This window comes from Staphylococcus ratti, from assembly GCF_020883535.1.
Lineage (GTDB): Bacteria > Bacillota > Bacilli > Staphylococcales > Staphylococcaceae > Staphylococcus > Staphylococcus ratti.
This window is the reverse complement of record NZ_CP086654.1, coordinates 443,370-460,957: the sequence shown is the minus strand read 5'-3', so window position 1 is coordinate 460,957 and position 17,588 is coordinate 443,370. Positions and strand designations below refer to the sequence as shown.

The 17,588-nt window shown below is 38.9% G+C and carries 14 protein-coding genes; all 14 read right to left on the bottom strand.

The annotated features are described in order from the left end of the window. Window positions 1-2: 2 nt before the first annotated feature. Window positions 3-1,061, bottom strand: a complete 1,059-nt coding sequence (locus LN051_RS01955) for a sensor histidine kinase (protein ID WP_229292952.1) — start codon at window positions 1,059-1,061, stop codon at window positions 3-5. Then, entirely contained in the window at window positions 1,061-1,522 is a 462-nt protein-coding gene (gene nreA, locus LN051_RS01950) for a nitrate respiration regulation accessory nitrate sensor NreA (RefSeq protein WP_229292951.1), read from the bottom strand. The genes LN051_RS01955 and nreA overlap by 1 nt, the downstream gene beginning before the upstream one ends. A gap of 20 nt (window positions 1,523-1,542) precedes the next feature. Then, window positions 1,543-2,220 (bottom strand): respiratory nitrate reductase subunit gamma, encoded by a 678-nt coding sequence (narI, locus tag LN051_RS01945; protein WP_229292950.1) that lies wholly within the window; start codon window positions 2,218-2,220, stop codon window positions 1,543-1,545. Continuing rightward, window positions 2,213-2,788 carry a nitrate reductase molybdenum cofactor assembly chaperone gene (narJ, locus tag LN051_RS01940; protein ID WP_229292949.1) on the bottom strand — a complete coding sequence of 192 codons (576 nt, stop codon included), beginning with the start codon at window positions 2,786-2,788 and terminating at the stop codon, window positions 2,213-2,215. The genes narI and narJ overlap by 8 nt, the downstream gene beginning before the upstream one ends. Further along, on the bottom strand, window positions 2,781-4,337 hold the full coding sequence (gene narH, locus LN051_RS01935) for a nitrate reductase subunit beta (RefSeq protein WP_229292948.1): 1,557 nt from the start codon (window positions 4,335-4,337) through the stop codon (window positions 2,781-2,783). The genes narJ and narH overlap by 8 nt, the downstream gene beginning before the upstream one ends. Then, window positions 4,327-7,998, bottom strand: coding sequence for a nitrate reductase subunit alpha (locus LN051_RS01930; RefSeq protein WP_229292947.1), 3,672 nt, complete (start codon window positions 7,996-7,998; stop codon window positions 4,327-4,329). Before LN051_RS01930 ends, narH begins: the two co-directional genes overlap by 11 nt. 269 nt (window positions 7,999-8,267) lie before the next feature. After that, on the bottom strand, window positions 8,268-10,658 hold the full coding sequence (locus LN051_RS01920; protein WP_274704569.1) for a 5'-nucleotidase C-terminal domain-containing protein: 2,391 nt from the start codon (window positions 10,656-10,658) through the stop codon (window positions 8,268-8,270). Window positions 10,659-10,935: 277 nt separating this feature from the next. Continuing rightward, on the bottom strand, window positions 10,936-11,889 hold the full coding sequence (gene cobA, locus LN051_RS01915; RefSeq protein ID WP_229292946.1) for a uroporphyrinogen-III C-methyltransferase: 954 nt from the start codon (window positions 11,887-11,889) through the stop codon (window positions 10,936-10,938). Further along, complete coding sequence (gene nirD, locus LN051_RS01910; protein WP_229292945.1) at window positions 11,880-12,197, bottom strand: nitrite reductase small subunit NirD; 318 nt, start codon at window positions 12,195-12,197, stop codon at window positions 11,880-11,882. The genes cobA and nirD overlap by 10 nt, the downstream gene beginning before the upstream one ends. A 2-nt stretch (window positions 12,198-12,199) precedes the next feature. Then, entirely contained in the window at window positions 12,200-14,605 is a 2,406-nt protein-coding gene (nirB, locus tag LN051_RS01905; RefSeq protein ID WP_229292944.1) for a nitrite reductase large subunit NirB, read from the bottom strand. Beyond that, window positions 14,598-15,059 (bottom strand): precorrin-2 dehydrogenase/sirohydrochlorin ferrochelatase family protein, encoded by a 462-nt coding sequence (locus LN051_RS01900; protein ID WP_229292943.1) that lies wholly within the window; start codon window positions 15,057-15,059, stop codon window positions 14,598-14,600. Before LN051_RS01900 ends, nirB begins: the two co-directional genes overlap by 8 nt. Continuing rightward, window positions 15,028-15,780: a sirohydrochlorin chelatase gene (locus LN051_RS01895; RefSeq protein WP_229292942.1), complete on the bottom strand. Its 753-nt coding sequence runs from the start codon at window positions 15,778-15,780 to the stop codon at window positions 15,028-15,030. The genes LN051_RS01900 and LN051_RS01895 overlap by 32 nt, the downstream gene beginning before the upstream one ends. A gap of 121 nt (window positions 15,781-15,901) precedes the next feature. Further along, window positions 15,902-16,447: a GNAT family N-acetyltransferase gene (locus LN051_RS01890; RefSeq protein WP_229292941.1), complete on the bottom strand. Its 546-nt coding sequence runs from the start codon at window positions 16,445-16,447 to the stop codon at window positions 15,902-15,904. A 105-nt stretch (window positions 16,448-16,552) separates the two neighbouring features. Beyond that, window positions 16,553-17,371: a formate/nitrite transporter family protein gene (locus LN051_RS01885; protein ID WP_229292940.1), complete on the bottom strand. Its 819-nt coding sequence runs from the start codon at window positions 17,369-17,371 to the stop codon at window positions 16,553-16,555. Between the last annotated feature and the right edge of the window lie 217 nt (window positions 17,372-17,588).

Below are 17,588 nucleotides of genomic sequence, written 5' to 3'. Positions count from 1 at the left end.
GCTCAACGCCCCCCAATTTGTTCAAGCGGTACTTCTAATGTAACGATGGTACCTTTCCCTTTTTCCGTTTTAATATCTAGTTTGCCATTTACCAATTCCGCACGTTCATTCATTCCATAAAGTCCTAGACCAGAGCCTTTCGGATGATCTTTCGGGTCAAAGCCATTACCTTGATCTGAAACTTCAGCAAATAAGCGGTTTTTATCTTTTCTAACATTCACATCAATCGCGTCAACATTAGCATATTTCATCGCATTAAATGCTGCCTCTTGCACGACCCGATAAACGACCGTTTCAATTTCACTGTCAAAACGTTGCGTCGACAGGTCAAAATGATAATTTACTACGAGTCCATAATTGTTTTCGAGTTGTTTAAAATAACTTTTAAACGCTGCATCTAATCCTAAATCATCTAGCGAAGAAGGTCGAAGTTCAGACGATAAATTCCTAATATCATCAATAAGCTTCGACATCAATCCTTCAATGTGTTGTGATTGTGCCATCATGCTTTCCATATCTTGTTGATATTTCAATAAACGCATCTCTACATTAACATTAATCAATTCTTGAACGACACCGTCGTGCAATTCTCGAGAAATACGTTTACGTTCATTTTCTTGCGCCGCTATCGTCTTTTGGATCATATGACGTTGATGTAATTTTTCATGGCGCTCGAGTTGTTGCGTGACATTTTGAAGCGTGAAAACTTTAATATCTTGTTTTTCATCAATCATTTGATATGTGGCTATAAAAGGTTCTATTTTGTTGTCACGCGTTTTCATAAAAACTTGGAAAGTAGAATCACCCATGTCATTCGCATGCAAAAAGCAGTTATAACAAGTTTTCAAAGCATGTGCACTAGTAAAGCCTTCACAGCGACCACATATCGTATTAGAAGTGATTTCTTTAATATTGTTATCGTCAGATAAAATTCGTTTTGCGGCGTCATTCATCAATATCACTTCACCATTACGATTAATAAAAAGCATCATTTCAGTCGTATTTTGAAAGTATGACAACAACAAATGGGTTAAGGCTTGCTGGTCTATTTTAGGTTCCATTATAATCTCACCCTATCTTCACTTGTTAGAGAACCAATGCCTTTAATTTTGATAGCGTCATGTGTCCTATTAGGTAGAGGTTTACCATTCCTCTGTCCAAATAACAAGACCCCTTTGACACGGTGATGATGCCAAAGTGGGATTGCTACGAGTGCGGTTAATTGCTCACTCATGAGTATCGGAAAATTAAATATTGATTGTTGTATCTCTTCTTGATTTGTATCTGCAATCGTCATCGATTTTCCTGTTTTCATCACTGTTCCAGCAATGCCACGTCCATTGCGAAGAACGATGCGTTGGTACCGATTATTCAAATTACCTGACACGTAACGCCATTTGATTTTCATATCCATATGATCTTCAGTAGGTAATGCAATGCCTGCAAAGTCAAAATCATAACGCATACGTAATGCGTCTAATTCAGATTGATAATCATGCTTAGAAAAATCAATTGGGCTCACGGTCATCACTCCATCTCTATTTATACTTTGTGTTTACGGTAAATAATATAACTTCTGTTCACATAGGATAATGGAATACTCCAAACATGCACAAGTCTCGTAAATGGCCACAACGCCATGATTGAAAAGCCTAACAATACGTGTAATTTAAAAGCAATTGGAACAGTTGTCATTAAATTAGCATCCGGGCTCAATGTCAATAAACCTCTAAACCAAATCGAAATTGTTTGACGATAATCAAAATCAGGTGTTGTTGCATTTACTACAAGAGTTGCATATAGACCAGCAAATACAATAACGAGCAACAAAATGTTTACTAAAATATCAGAAGCTGAACTTAGACGGCGCACATTGGCTTTTGTAACACGTCTAGCTGTTAATAAGAACATACCGATGAGTGTTATTATACCAAAAATACTACCAATATACACGGCGCCGATATGATAGATATGATTGTTTATACCTATTGCTTCTAACCAATGCGCTGGTATTAACAGACCTACAACATGACCTACAAACACAGGAATAATACCTAAATGAAAGCAAAGACTTCCCCATTTAAGATGCTTTTTTTCTATAAACTCACTTGATTTTGCAGTCCATGAAAATTGATCGAATCGGTAACGTACGATATGACCAATGATAAAAATTGCAAGACAAAGATACGGGAATATGACCCATAAAAATTGATTAAACATGTTGTCTCACCTCATTATCTTGTAAGATACAGCGTTTTAACGTTTCACGTAATCCGCGTATTAAATGACTATAAGGATTTCCTTTTTCTTCAAGATATTTCATCATCGGATAAGTGCCATCTTCAATAATCATAATAAGCAATTGTAGATTTTCTTGTATACGACTATCCCCGTCAATAGGTGCTGCGTATAAAAATTCAAGCATTAATGGTAAATAATCCGACAGCTCAGAAGCAGGCATCTCCAAGCCAAACATTTCATATAACACTTTCAACTTTGCGAGCATCTGCCCTCTTTCTTTTTGCGTATCAAATTGATTAAAAGTCATATACAACGTCGTTTTTTTATTAAAATCAAACGTATCTGTATACAGCGCTTTAATTTCTGACAAGCTCAATTCATACATACATTCACGGTACGCTTTGATATGGCGATAGGCAGGGTGTTCTTCGTTCATAACCGCTTCAAACGTTTTAGGATGGAATGTTAATTTATCCGGAAAACTCAATTGTTGACTCATATATGCAAATGTTTCTTTATAATATTTGAGCGTATTAAGATTAATCACGGAAGATCCCTCCATAGAAGTTATCGTTATACATTTCTTGTCCTGTTTTACCACTCGCTCCTACAGGTACACCGCACCCCTCACAGTTTGCACCAAAATGTTCACCGCCATAACCTTGACTACCTTGCGCTGCATACGTATCCATATATTGCTCTTTATGTGACGTTGGAATGACGAAGCGATCTTCATACTTGGCTATCGCCAATAAACGATACATATCTTTAGCTTGACGTTCAGTTAATCCTACACGTGTTAAACGCGCCATATCAAATTCACGTCCTGTATTTTGGGCACGCATATAACTTCGCATCATAGCCATACGTTGTAAAGCCCCTTTTACTGCAGCTGTATCACCAGCAGTAAATAATTGTGCAAGGTATTGTACAGGAAGACGCATTTCTTCAATAGCTGGGAAAATTGCATCTGGATTGTGACTTGAATTTTTGCCTTCAAAATAATTCATAATCGGGCTTAATGGCGGGCAATACCACACCATTGGCATTGTACGGTACTCCGGATGTAACGGGAATGCGAGTCGATACTCAATTGCCAGTTTATAAATTGGCGAATTTTGCGCCGCTTCAATCCATTCTTGTGAAATACCATCTTTCTCGGCCTGTTCGATAACTGCTTCGTCAAATGGGTTCAAAAATAACTCAAGTTGCTTTTTATATAAATCTTGTTCATTTTCTGCAGAGGCCGCTTCTTGGACACGATCCGCATCGTAAAGCAGTACGCCTAAATAACGCATGCGACCTGTACATGTTTCAGAACAAACTGTTGGAATTCCCGCTTCTACACGCGGAAAACAGAAAGTACATTTTTCAGCTTTGTTCGTTTTCCAATTAAAATATACTTTTTTGTACGGACATCCTGTCATACAATATCGCCATCCACGACAGGCTTCTTGGTCAACAAGTACAATACCGTCTTCATCACGTTTATACATTGCACCTGATGGACAAGAAGCGACACAACTAGGATTTAAACAATGCTCACAAAGTCGTGGCAAATACATCATAAAAGTTTGATCGAAATTAAATTTGATTTCCTCTTCGATTTTTTGAATGTTAGGATCTTGCGGCCCAGTAACATGTCCACCTGCTAAATCATCTTCCCAGTTTGGGCCCCAATCAATATCCATACGCTCACCTGTCATAACAGAATGTGCTTTTGCAACTGGAGAATGTTCAGAAGCTTTAGCTGTCGTCAAATGTTCATAATTATATGTCCATGGCTCATAGTAATCTTTAATGACAGGCATATCTGGATTATAGAAAATCTTTCCTAATGCAATTTTTTGAATACGTGTGCCTGATTTTAACTCTAATTTACCCTTCTTATTAAGCGTCCATCCCCCTTTATAATGTTCTTGGTCTTCCCAGCGTTTTGGGTAACCAATCCCCGGTTTTGTCTCTACATTGTTAAACCACATATACTCCGCGCCAGGGCGATTGGTCCACGTACTTTTACACGTCACACTACACGTATGACAGCCGATACATTTGTCTAGGTTCAAAACCATTGCAACTTGTGCTTTAATCTTCAAGCCAATCCACCTCTTTCATCTTTCTCACCGCAACGTAAACATCCCGTTGGTTCCCTATTGGTCCATAATAGTTAAAAGAATAACTGATTTGTGCATATCCTCCCATAAGTTGAGTCGGTTTTAAGTGAATACGTGTAGGTGCATTGTGTGAACCGCCACGCGTGCCAGAAATTTCTGATCCTGGTGTTTCAATATGTTTATCTTGCGCATGATACATAAACATTGTCCCTCTAGGCATACGATGTGAGACAACCGCTCTTGCTGTCACGACGCCATTTCGGTTATAAACTTCTAACCAATCGTTGTCCTCAATATCATGTTGTGCCGCGTCTTCATTTGAAATCCATACTGTCGGACCTCCACGGAAAAGCGTTAGCATATGCTGGTTATCTTGATATGTGGAATGAATATTCCACTTACCATGAGGTGTCAAATAACGTAAAACAAGAGCGTCTGTGCCACCTTTAACTTGCTTATCTTTCGGACCAAATACCATTGGTGGTAATGTAGGTTTGTACACCGGTAATTGCTCACCAAACTGTTGAAATACTTCATGATCAATATAATAACTTTGGCGTCCTGTTAACGTTCTAAACGGGACTAAACGCTCAATATTTGTCGTAAAAGGAGAATAGCGGCGTCCTTGTTTATTCGATCCTGGGAAAACAGCAGTTGGAATCACTTCACGGGGTTGTGATGTAATATTTAAAAATGAAATCTTTTCAGATGCCCGCTCACTTGAAATATCTTTCAACTGCATTCCTGTTTGTCTTTCTAAATCTTCGTACGATTTTTGTGATACACGGCCATTCGCTGCAGATGACACATTTAAAATAACGTCTGCTACTTTTCGGGCTGTATCAATTCTCGGTTTGTTATTTTTTACTGTATCGTCTTCCCATGTGCCCACCATATTGCGCAATTCCTCATATTCTTCTTTCACCGAAAAATTCACACCGTGTGCGCCGACTTTGCCCGTTTCAAGTAGTGGACCTACTGAAATGTACTTATCATGTACGTCTGTATACGTACGATCAACGACTGCAAAACCTGGCATGGTTTTCCCTGGAATTGGTTCAATTTCACCTTTGGTCCAATCATGAATTTTGCCGTAAGCTAACGAAATTTCTTGTTTTGAATCATGTGCAAGTGGCGCTGTCACAACATCTTTATACGTTCCAGTTAAATGCACGCGTGCCATATCAGAAAATGTTTTACTCAGTGTTTTGAATATATCCCAGTCCGAACGTGATTCCCATAAAGGATCAATGGCGGGATTAAATGGATGAATAAACGGATGCATATCTGTAGAAGATAAATCGTGTTTTTCATACCACGTTGCAGCCGGTAAAACAATGTCTGAATAGAGCGGTGTCGCAGTCATACGGAAATCAAGGGAAACAAGTAAATCTAATTTACCAACTGTATCTTCACGCCACTGAATCTCGTCTGGCTTTTCACTTTCATTCGGTTCTGCCATTAATGCTGATTTCGCGCCAAGTAGGTGCTTCATGAAGTATTCTTGTCCTTTAGCTGAACTTGAAATCAAGTTAGAACGCCATACAAATAGAGATTTGGGGTGATTTTTTCGTAAATCTGGGTCTTCAATCGCAAATTTCGTTTTTCGCGATTTCACATCTTCTAATGCACGTTTGAGTATAGCTTCATTTGTGAACTCACCTGAATCTTTCGCTTCTTCTCCCCAAAGCAAGCTATTACGATCAAATTGTGGATATGAAGGTAACCAACCGTTGCGAGCAGCAAGCACATTATAATCTGCTGGATGTTGTAATTTCACGCTTTCAGCAAGTGGTGACGCCAGTTTATCTACGCCAGATGCTTCATATTTCCATTGATCCGTCGCAAAATAAAACCAACTTGTGCCGTTTTGTAAACGAGGAGGCCCTTGCCAATCTTTTGCAAAAGCAATCGTACTCCAACCTTCAATCGGACGGCATTTTTCTTGACCTACATAATGTGCCCAGCCGCCGCCGTTGACGCCTTGACAGCCACACAGTACAACAAGATTTAAAATAGAACGATAAATCATGTCTGAATTAAACCAGTGATTAATACCAGCCCCCATAATAATCATTGAGCGTCCACCTGTATCAATCGCATTTTGGGCAAATTCTCTTGCGACTTGTGTTACGAGACTGGCTTTGACACCCGTTACTTTTTCTTGCCAAGCCGGTGTATAAAAAGCATCTTTATCATTTAACCCTTTCGCTTCTAATGGATGATTAAATCGTTTCACGCCATATTGACTTGTCATTAAGTCATAAATTGTCGTTGCTAAAACTTCTTCACCATTCGCTAAAGTCATTTTACGCACCGCAATTGGTCTTTCAAACACGCCATTTCCTGCATTATCAAAATAAGGAAATTGAATCGTTACTATATCGTGTTCACCACTTACAACTGACATCGCAGGGTCAATCGTTTCACCGTGTTCATTTTCAAGTTTTAAGTTCCACTTTTTGCCCTCTTCCCAACGTTGCCCCATCGTGCCGTTAGGGACTTGAATCGTATTTGTCAAAGCATCGATAATGACAGGTTTCCATTCGCTATTTTCAGTTGTACTTCCAAAATCAGAAGAGCGTAAAAAGCGACCTGCTTTATAGCCTCTTTTATCTTGATCTAACCGAATAATAAAAGGCATATCTGAGTATTGTTTCGCATAATTAATAAACATTTCAGAAGGATGGTCTTCATAAAATTCTTGTAAAATAACGTGTGTCATTGCTTGTGCGATAGCCGCATCAGTACCTGGATTTGGTGCCATCCAATTGTCCGCAAACTTAACATTTTCAGCGTAGTCAGGTGCTACTGAAATGACTTTAGCCCCTTTATAACGTACTTCCGTCATAAAGTGGGCATCAGGCGTACGTGTAAGTGGCACATTCGATCCCCACATCATAATATACGAAGCGTTGTACCAATCACTAGATTCTGGGACATCCGTTTGTTCGCCCCAGATTTGTGGTGAGGCAGGCGGTAAGTCTGCATACCAATCGTAAAAACTTAACATTTCTCCCCCAAGTAAAGAAATAAAACGTGCGCCTGCAGCATAGCTAATCATCGACATTGCTGGTATTGGTGTAAAGCCAGCAATACGATCTGGCCCATCTTTTTTAATGGTATAAATTAATTGAGCTGCAATGAGCGTCGCAACCTCTTTCCAACTCGCACGAATATGGCCACCTTTACCACGCGCTGATTTATATGACATCGCTTTTTCATCATCTTCTATAATGGAAGCCCAAGCTTTAATTGGATCTTGATGTTCTTCTAATGCTTGTGTCCATAAATCCCATAATTTCCCACGCACGTATGGATATTTAATGCGTAATGGACTATATTCATACCATGAAAATGAAGCACCTCGCGGACATCCACGCGGTTCAAATTCAGGCATATCGGGACCACAACTTGGATAGTCAATTTGTTGATTCTCCCAAGTAATAACGCCATTTTTAACAAATACTTTCCATGAGCATGACCCCGTACAGTTCACGCCATGTGTCGTACGTACAACTTTATCGTGACTCCAACGTTCTCGATACATTTTTTCCCATTCACGGCTTTTATGTTCTAGCACCGACCAGTTACCATTGAATTTTTCTGTTGGCTTAAAAAATTTCAATCCAAATTTAACCATGTTCATCCTCCTCATTCCCAGGCTCTCCGAGTTAATTTAATTGTATAGTCCTTACTAAAGTCGCAACATTAGGGAAACACCTAATTCCCTTGTAAAATCCCCTAATGTTAAAAAATTCACAAGTTGATAAATACTTTTGGTTAGCCCCTTTTATTCCCTATACACCTCTTCTTTCATAACCTTTTACTAGACGAACGCGAGAGATTAAAAAAGCGATGAAGAACTCTTTTATAGAATTCTTCATCGCTAAACTTTGACGATTGTTATATTTATGCTGTGTAACGTCTAAACAATAAATAACCACCTATGACTAACAAACCGCCAATGATGATTGGTGATTCTTGTTGTTGGCCTGTATGAGGTAACGTATCTTGAATGTAGTGTTGCGCTACTGACACGTTTAAAAGTACTTCCCCAGTCTTCAAAGATACAAGTTCGCCTTTATCATTAACATATGCTAACTGACCTTTATAATGTTTCACTTTTGAGTTAGGTATAACGACTTGGCCTGTCGTTTTAGATACGATATCACCTTGATGGTTGATTTGCATACCTGACACAAGCGATGGGGTACCTTTATTTGTTGAAAGTGATGCAAGCTTGCCTTTTAATGCGTCTCCTTCATGACCTGGTACTGTTTGAACTTGATTTTCTTTTTCATGTGGTAATGATGGCGATTTTGGATTTGGAAACGGTATGATCTTACTCGGTGTTGACGGTTCAATCACTTCTGGCTCTCCATTGATAATTCGATGTGCTTGCGTCGTATCATATTGCGCAAGGTCTGCCTCTTTTAAGTAATCGGCAAATACTTTATCTAAAGATAATCCTTCTTCTCTTGGACCATTCAACATCGTAAAACCATCACCACCTGAAGCTGTAAAGTCATTCGTTGCAATACGATACGTACGATTTGGATCTAATGCTTCAAACTTACCTGTCTTTTGGTTAAGGATATGAATGGCTTTAATCCGTTGTCCCGATGGTGCATTGATGTCAAAATATACACGAATCGATTTGGAAACTTGTAACAATCCCCCATTTGCTGACAGTTGTGTTGTCCCCTGATCATTTTCTGTTGGTGCCCCTAAACTATGTTCAAATGCAGCACGTACATCTGAACCTTTCACTTGTATTTGCGCTATTGTATTCCCAAACGGCAACACAGTAATGATGTCATTTAACGTCACTTTACCTTTGGCAATAGACGCGCGAATACCACCACTATTTGTTACTGCAAAATCTGCAGGATGACTAAAATGTGTCTGACTGTACGCTTCCATCGCATCTGCAATTGCATTACCTAAATTTGTTTCATGACGGCGTACATCGTCACGTTCTCCTTGAAAATCAATCGTATTGTTAGGAATAATAACTTCTGATGTTTCTTTCAAAAAGGCTTCATTAGCTTTATCAATTTGTGCTTTTACAGTTGCGTCTGGTTGTACATCCAAAACGTCATTTACATTAATTAACGATGCTTTCATATTGCGCACAGTTTGGTCATTAAAATCAAATGTGATTTTACCAATATTCGCTAAAGCTGTGCCTGTCTGTGCCAATAAATCTTGACCGTACACTTGACCATGTTGCATCACCGTATGAGAATGGCCATCAATAACCATAATAGGAACCTTGAAACGCTCATTTTGACTAAGTTGTTGGGTTAAATAATCCGAGCGCCACGTTTCTTGTGTTGTAGAATCGACGCCTAAATGTGAAAGAATGACAAAAACATCTACTTTACGATTCAAATGATCCATTTCACGCAAAACGCTTTTAAGCGGATCTTCGAACGTTACACCTTGAATCCCTGTAGGACTTGTTTTCGTTTTTGTTTCAGGTGTTGTTACACCAATAATGCCGTAACGCACCCCATTTTTCTCAATAATCGTTGACGGTTTGAATGCTAATTGACCTTCTTTATAAACATTTGAGCTTATAATCGGAAAATGAAGCATACCTTCTAATTTTTTTAATTGGTTGTAACCAAAATCAAATTCATGATTTCCCGGTACCATTGCATCGTATCCTACTGCATTCATTGCTTTTGCCATTTCTTCACCTTTCGATTGATTCGATAAAGGCAAACCTTGGAATGCATCCCCTGCATCAAGCATCAAGTCAGGATTTTGTTGTGCTTTAATTGTCTTTGTTTTGGCCATGCCGATGACACGTCCTTTTTCTTCAACTAGGCGACCATGCATATCATTTGTATGTAAAATAGTACGCGTTGTTGATGATGGTGCTATGCCTTGTTTAGGTTGCGCTACTGTTTGCGCCTGAGTATCTGTTAAAGTCATAGGCTGTATAGTTTCATTATCCTCTTGACTTGTCGTCACATTAGTATCAGTTGTTGCAGTAGTAGCACTAACCTCTTTCGTCGGTGTAGCTTCCTTTGTTGTTAATGGTTGTGTTGATTCATTTTCTGTTGAATCTTTTTCTAATGATGATTCTTTCGTTGCTTGCGTTAATGATGATTCTGGTGCTTGCTCTGTCACTTGATGTGTTGGTGAAGATGCAACAGTTTCAGCGTCCGCCGCCTCAGATTGAGACTGCGCTTCTGTTTCAGCCGCAAACACACTCGTCTGATTTGCCATCCCAAAAATGACAAGCATCAAAATAACCGTTAAAAAACGGTAAACCCCTAATTGCTTCATATGTAACCTCCCTTAAATTGTACTCCTCTTTTATCCTAGCACAATCTTATTTCAGAATATGAAGCTTTTGTTAATTTTACATGTTTTTATTTTTAAAAAAACACGTTCCAAGGATCGTACACTATAAAATGACGCCTCGGAACTTGTCATCGCTATTTCAAGAAAGACTTTCTTCTCAGACGTTGTGCCCATATAAAAAAAGCAAGAGGACGAAACAACGCAATCAAATCTATCGTTGCTTCCTCTCTCTCGCTATAACCTCAAAACAATCGCAATGCTATACTTCAACTTCTGGCTTCATAACTATACGCGATGTAAAAGACGTCTCTCTAATCAATTGTGTAAGTATTTTATTTTGTGTTGGATGAAGTGCCGTCATATTACGATCATCTATGATGGCCCATCCCCCTGCTTCATAAATAGCCATTGCTTCATCAATACATTTAGAACGTTCTCCAACAATACAAATGCGTTCAGGAGAAGGTCTATTGGCTGTTGCTGCTAAAACGTCTCTCACTACATGGCCGACGATAGTGATGCCTGGCCCAGGCGTTTCGTTTAAGGCTGCCACTTGATGTGCAATCGTAGAAACACGTCCTGCTAACACCTGTTGATCGACACACGTGGCATTAAAAATGACTGCCACCGGCAAATCATCTTCAATTGCCTCACGCACTTCTTTCATTAACTTAGGAAGCCGTTTCACTCCCATATAGATGGCAAGTGTCCCTCCCTGTTGCAACGTCGTAATATCAAGTGGCTTTTCTTCATCATCCTTAAAGTGTCCTGTCGTAAAAGTAATATTACGTGCTATTCCGCGTTCAGTAAGACCGCACTGTAATTGACTCATAGCCGCGCTAGCGGCCGTAATACCCGGGACGACTTCAAATGTAATATGATGTTTTTTTAACGCTTCAACCTCATCCGCTAAACGACCAAATATTGCTGGGTCCCCGCCTTTTAACCGTACGACCGTTTGGTATGTTCGCGCTTTTTCAATCATTAGTGCATTAATGTCGTCTTGTCGCATATATGTCGTATAGGGCGTTTTGCCAACATGAATCCACTCTGTATTAGGCGCAGAAAGCTGTAGTAAAAAGGGATTGACAAGTTGATCATATAAAATAACATCTGCACGTCGAATACAACGCTCTGCTTTTTTAGACAAGAGTAAAGGATTTCCAGGTCCAGCTCCTACGAGATAAACTTGTGGCGTCTCGATTACAGACATACATAAACATCTCCATCAATGATTTCAACCGGGTACGTCGTTACACATCCTTTATCAGGTTCTTGAACGCGTCCAGTGTCTAAATCAATTTTTTGATCATGCAATGGACAAAAGATATAGTGACCACTGACTGTTCCTTCCGATAAAGGCCCTTGTTTATGTGGACATACATTATTAATTGCGCGCACCTCACCATTCTCCATTAAAAACAGTCCGATCTGCGTCTCTCCTATAATCACTTTCTTACCAATTAGAGGTTCGAGTTCAGAGATATGCAAGACTTTTACTTTTTCATATGTTAATGCCATCCTTACACCTTCTCTACTTCAAAAATTGAACGTTTGTGCTGTTCCGTCACGATTTCTTTCCACGGCTCGTCGTCATATGCGCGTTTTGCATCCATAATTCGCTCAAACAGCGTTGCTTGCTTTTCTGGATCTAAAACAACCGATTTGACATGGTCAAACCCTAATCGTTTTAACCATGGCGCAGTACGTTCTGCATAAATTCCAGTTTCACGATAATATTGCATGTAAGCGCCGCATAGTTTCACCACTTCATCTTCTGTAGCAACAGTTGTGAGCAGTTCGGCGGGCACCACTTCTGTGCCACCATTGCCTCCAACATAAATTTGGAAGCCGTTTTCTACACCGATAATACCGAAGTCTTTAACACCAGATTCTACGCAACTTCTCGGACAGCCAGAAACCCCTATTTTAAATTTGTGTGGCGTGTCAATATACTCAAACGTTTTTTCTAAACGAATGCCTAAGTTCGTTGTGTATTGTGTACCAAAACGACAAAATGCTTTACCTACACAACTTTTAACTGAACGTGTCTTCTTACCATATGCAGAAGCAGAACGCATATCAAGTGCTTCCCAAATATGTGGCAACATTTCTTTTTTCACACCATATAATCCAATTCGTTGCGCACCTGTCACTTTTACTAGCGGCACGTCATATTTTTTAGCCACTTCTCCTAAGCGAATTAACTGCTCTGCATCTGTTACGCCGCCACGCATTTGTGGAATCACTGAAAATGTACCATCCTTTTGAATATTCGCATGATAACGCTCATTAGCAAATCGAGAGGCACTTTCATCTTCATGCTCATGTGGATACACCATATTAAGGTAATAGTTAATCGCAGGACGACATTTTGGACAACCCCCTTTATCTTTAAAGTCCAAAACGTGTCGAACTTCTTTGGATGTTTTAAGCGCTTTAGCACGAATTTGCGTAACAATTTGGTCTCTCGTTAAATCCGTACATGCACAAATACCTGTCGGCGCTGAAGCAACAAAGTCCTCTCCAAGTGTATGTTCTAATAACTCTGCGATTTGTCCTTTACATTTACCACAAGAGTTACCTGCTTTTGTGATTTTCGTAACTTCAGATACAGATGTTAATCCTTGGTCTTGAATGGCTTCAACAAGCGTCCCTTTCGAAACACCATTACAGCCACAAATCGTTTCGTCATTGTCCATATCTGCAACACTAATAGCATCCACTTCGCCTGCTTTATGCAAAATGGAAACGAGCGTATATTCATCGATAGTAGCGCCTTTTTTCATCATATTGTAAAAGCGATTACCTTCTTCTGTATCACCATACAACACGGCACCAACAATCACTTTATCTTTAACGAAGATTTTTTTATAAATATTATCAATACCGTTAAACGTTTCAATTCCTCTGACATCATCACTTTCAGTAATCCAGCCCGCACTGAATAAATCACATCCTGAAACTTTTAACGATGTAAAAGTCGTCGATCCTTTATAGCCTTCAGTAGGAATGCCCGTAATATGATCTGCAAGCACTTTTCCTTGATCATATAATGGTGCAACTAAGCCATATACTTTTGAACGATGTTCAGCACATTCGCCAACTGCATAAATGTTTGGATCACTTGTTTTCATGAAATCATCGACAACTATCCCACGTCCGATTTCTAAACCTGCTGCCCGGGCTTCTTTTGTCACTGGTCGAATTCCAACAGCCATTACTACCATATCCGCTTCTAGTACACGACCATCTGACAATCGTATACCTTCAACGTATTTTTCACCTAAAATTTCTTGCGTATTTGCTTGAAGTTCAAATTGAATGCCTTGTTTTTCAAGATCTGCTTTTAACAATTCTCCCGCTTTACGATCAAGTTGAACTTCCATAAGCCATTCTGCTAAATGCACGACTGTGACATTCATCCCTTGATCTACTAAACCTCGTGCACATTCTAAACCAAGCAATCCACCGCCAATTACAATGGCATTTTGCTTTGTTTGAGCAATTTCTAACATTTTTTCAGTATCATCTATCGTTCTAAATCCAACGACACCTTCAAGCCTTGAACCATCAATCGGTAAAATGAACGCATCCGAACCAGTAGCTATAATCATTTGATCATAAGCAACCGTTTTGCCTTGTTCCGTCTCAACGTGTTTTGCTTCTCGGTCAATTTTGACTACTTTATCTCCAGTAATTAAACGAATGCCGTGTGCTTCATACCACGTGTATGGATTCATAATTGTTTCGTCAAGTGTCATTTTATTTTGTAAAATGTTGGATAACATAATGCGATTGTAGTTTGGGTAGGGTTCTTTACCAATAATCGTAATTTCAAAGCGCTCGCTATCGCGTTCAAGAATTTCTTCGATTGTTCGTACGCCTGCCATCCCATTTCCAATCATCAAAAGTTTTGTCTTACTCATGGAAATCCTCCTCATCTGCAGCTAAAAATGCTTCAATTTTGGCTGCATAACGTTTCGTCCGCGCTATATTTCGCCCATTTGAACTAATACTCACCGTTAGCCCATTATGCTCAATAGTGCGCATATTAAAAAAGTCAGATTGTGTTTGGTCTCCAGTATGATTCACCCATTGTGTAGGCAAAGCATCTTGAGCCACTTGGTTGTTGGTTTGGGGATGGTCCGTCGCTATAATAATTAAGTCTGCATTTTGAATATACGTTTTTTGATACGTATCATAAATAAGTCGGATACGCTCTGAAGGTAAAACTGTTTCAAACGCTGTATGAAATTCAGGACTTACAACATCAATCGTACAAGGTTCCACCACTAAATTAGAAAATTTGCGCCAAGCAATTTTACCGCCACCTATAATAACTACATGCTTATGTGCGAGGTTCAATTGAATCGGATACATTTGGAACCTCCTCACACTCAGCAATTCTAACTTGCACGATTTCTTTTAGTATAGGATGGAAGTTGATTGCTTCTGTATACACAATCTCATTCGGTAACTGCAACGCTGCAATCTGTCGTTTCGTTTTATTTACGAGATAGCCATCATAAAAGAAGAATGGAATGACTAATAATTTATTATATTTCTCAGCAACAGGTGGTAAGGTTTTTTGAAATTGCAATTCACCGTAAACCATACTTGGATAGCATGACATTTGAGGTGTAGACAATTTATCGCAAATTTTACGCAATGCTACATCAGGTTCATCAAACCTAGCATTCCCATGTGCTAGAACAACAATTCCAGTTTCATCGTTCACCTCATTTGAATAAGTTGCTATTTGTGACGCAACCCATTCCGCCATTTTCGGATGTGTACCTAAAGGTTTACCAAGAATAAAGTGTACATTAGGATAGGTTTGCTGGCATTTGTCATATAGTGCTTCAATATCTTCATAATAATGTGACGCTGTAAATAACAGTAACGGCACTAACTGAATACGCTTGTAGCCTGCATCAATTGCGTTTTGAATGACTTCTTCAAGTTGTATGACTTCGCTTTCTAAAAATGCGACTTCATAGTCAGTGACTTCTCCTTCAAATGTTTGATTGACAAAGTTTAATAGTGTTTCATTTAGTTTTCCTTTTCGCATCCCATGCACGACTAAAATGGTCTTACGCATGACGACACCCCCTACACGTTTATTGTAAATGAAATCTCCTTTTTAATGTGATTGTTTTCACAAGTTTTATAAAAATAGGGAATTTCCCCTCGGTTAAAGTAAGGGAATTCCCTAGCACAATTTATGCATCTTCATACCACGGTGGTGGTTCTAACAACGCCTTGTTGTAGCGCTCAGGAATGAGCACTTTAACCATCATTGCACCGCGATCACCGCTTGATTCTTCTAATTCAAAAAATGTTTCATATCCCCAACGTTCATATACCTCTTTTAACCACGCCATTTTACGCGCAGAAGTGCCTAAAACTACGGCTGGTGCTTTAAGTGTATCTCTTAAAATTGTTTCTTCTATATATGTCATCAATTGCTTACCGTATCCTTCTCCTTCAAAATCAGGATTTGTCGCAAACCACCATATAAATGGAAATTGTGATACTTTATACTTCGGCTCCCAAGGAAAGCGTATCGATAGCGTCGAAATAATTTTTCCATCTTTTTCAAGCACGTACGCCGCATTGTATTTAATATTTTTTTCAACCATTTCGATGTCTGCATTTACTGAAGGCCAATCTATTCCTGCTTCTCGTAACGGTGTAAAAGCACGATACATCAATGTCTGTAATGCCTCCGCATCTTTTAAGGTTGCCTTTCTAACATTCACTCGCATCCCCTCATCCCTTTTATTGCTGTAGAATACTCTAAGCGTAACAGATTTACAGACTATAAAAAACAAAAAAGTCCAAGTTATTCACTCGGACTTCCAAGACATGTATTAATATTGTTTACGGCTACCGTTTAAATAAGCATAGATTAAACCGACTAAAATACCCCCACCAATATAGTTACCGATAAAAGCAAATACGATATTTTTAAGTACGTCTAACCAGGAAACTGCATCTATGTTGTAAAAAATCATCCCCACAAATAAGCCAACATTATATATTACGTGCTCGTAACCCATAAACACGAAAATAATTACGCCTATTGCGATAAAAAACGTCTTTGTAAGCCCTTCTTTAAACATCATCGACACATATATACCGATATTAATAAAAAAGTTAGCAAAAATAGCTTTAACAAGAATTGCGTGCCACGTTGATGCTACTGTTTTAGCATCTACCGTCGATGTTAACGCTTGAATCATTTCAGGTGTCATTACTTTTGTAAAAATCATTAAACCAAATAATACAAATGCACCTAAAATATTACCAATGAAACAAACTGTGAAGAGCCACAAGATTTTTCCAAAGGAAATCGTTCTATAATAGGCGCCTACGGTAAGGTACATAAAGTTGCTCGTTAAAAGTTCTGAATGTGTTAGTACAATAAATACTAAGGCGATACTAAAAGCTGCTGCTCCCATTAAATTCACTACAGCAGGCAATGCACCATCAAGTTGCGTTTTCATCGCAAACATAAATACAGTGACGATAGTGAGCAAAAAGCCGGACATCATTGATTTCACCACGTATCTTGGCAACGCCCGATCAAGCATTACTTCTTTCATTGCCACTGCGCCGACAATACCTTCTACGATATTTCTTGAAGCATATGTATCTTTAAGATGTTTGGTTGGTTTTTCAATTCCCATACATGATTCTCCTTTACCTATTAATCATTCACACTTTTATTCTACAAGATTGCTTTTCATCTTGATAGACGAAACAAGAGAAAAATTTGAAATTACTTCATTATCTATTCTCTTTTATACGTGTAGACTCCTTTACAAAACTTAAGAACGCTATTGCACTTTTAAATACATACTATAAATTAAGAGGCTAGAACATTTTGATGTCCTAGCCCCATGT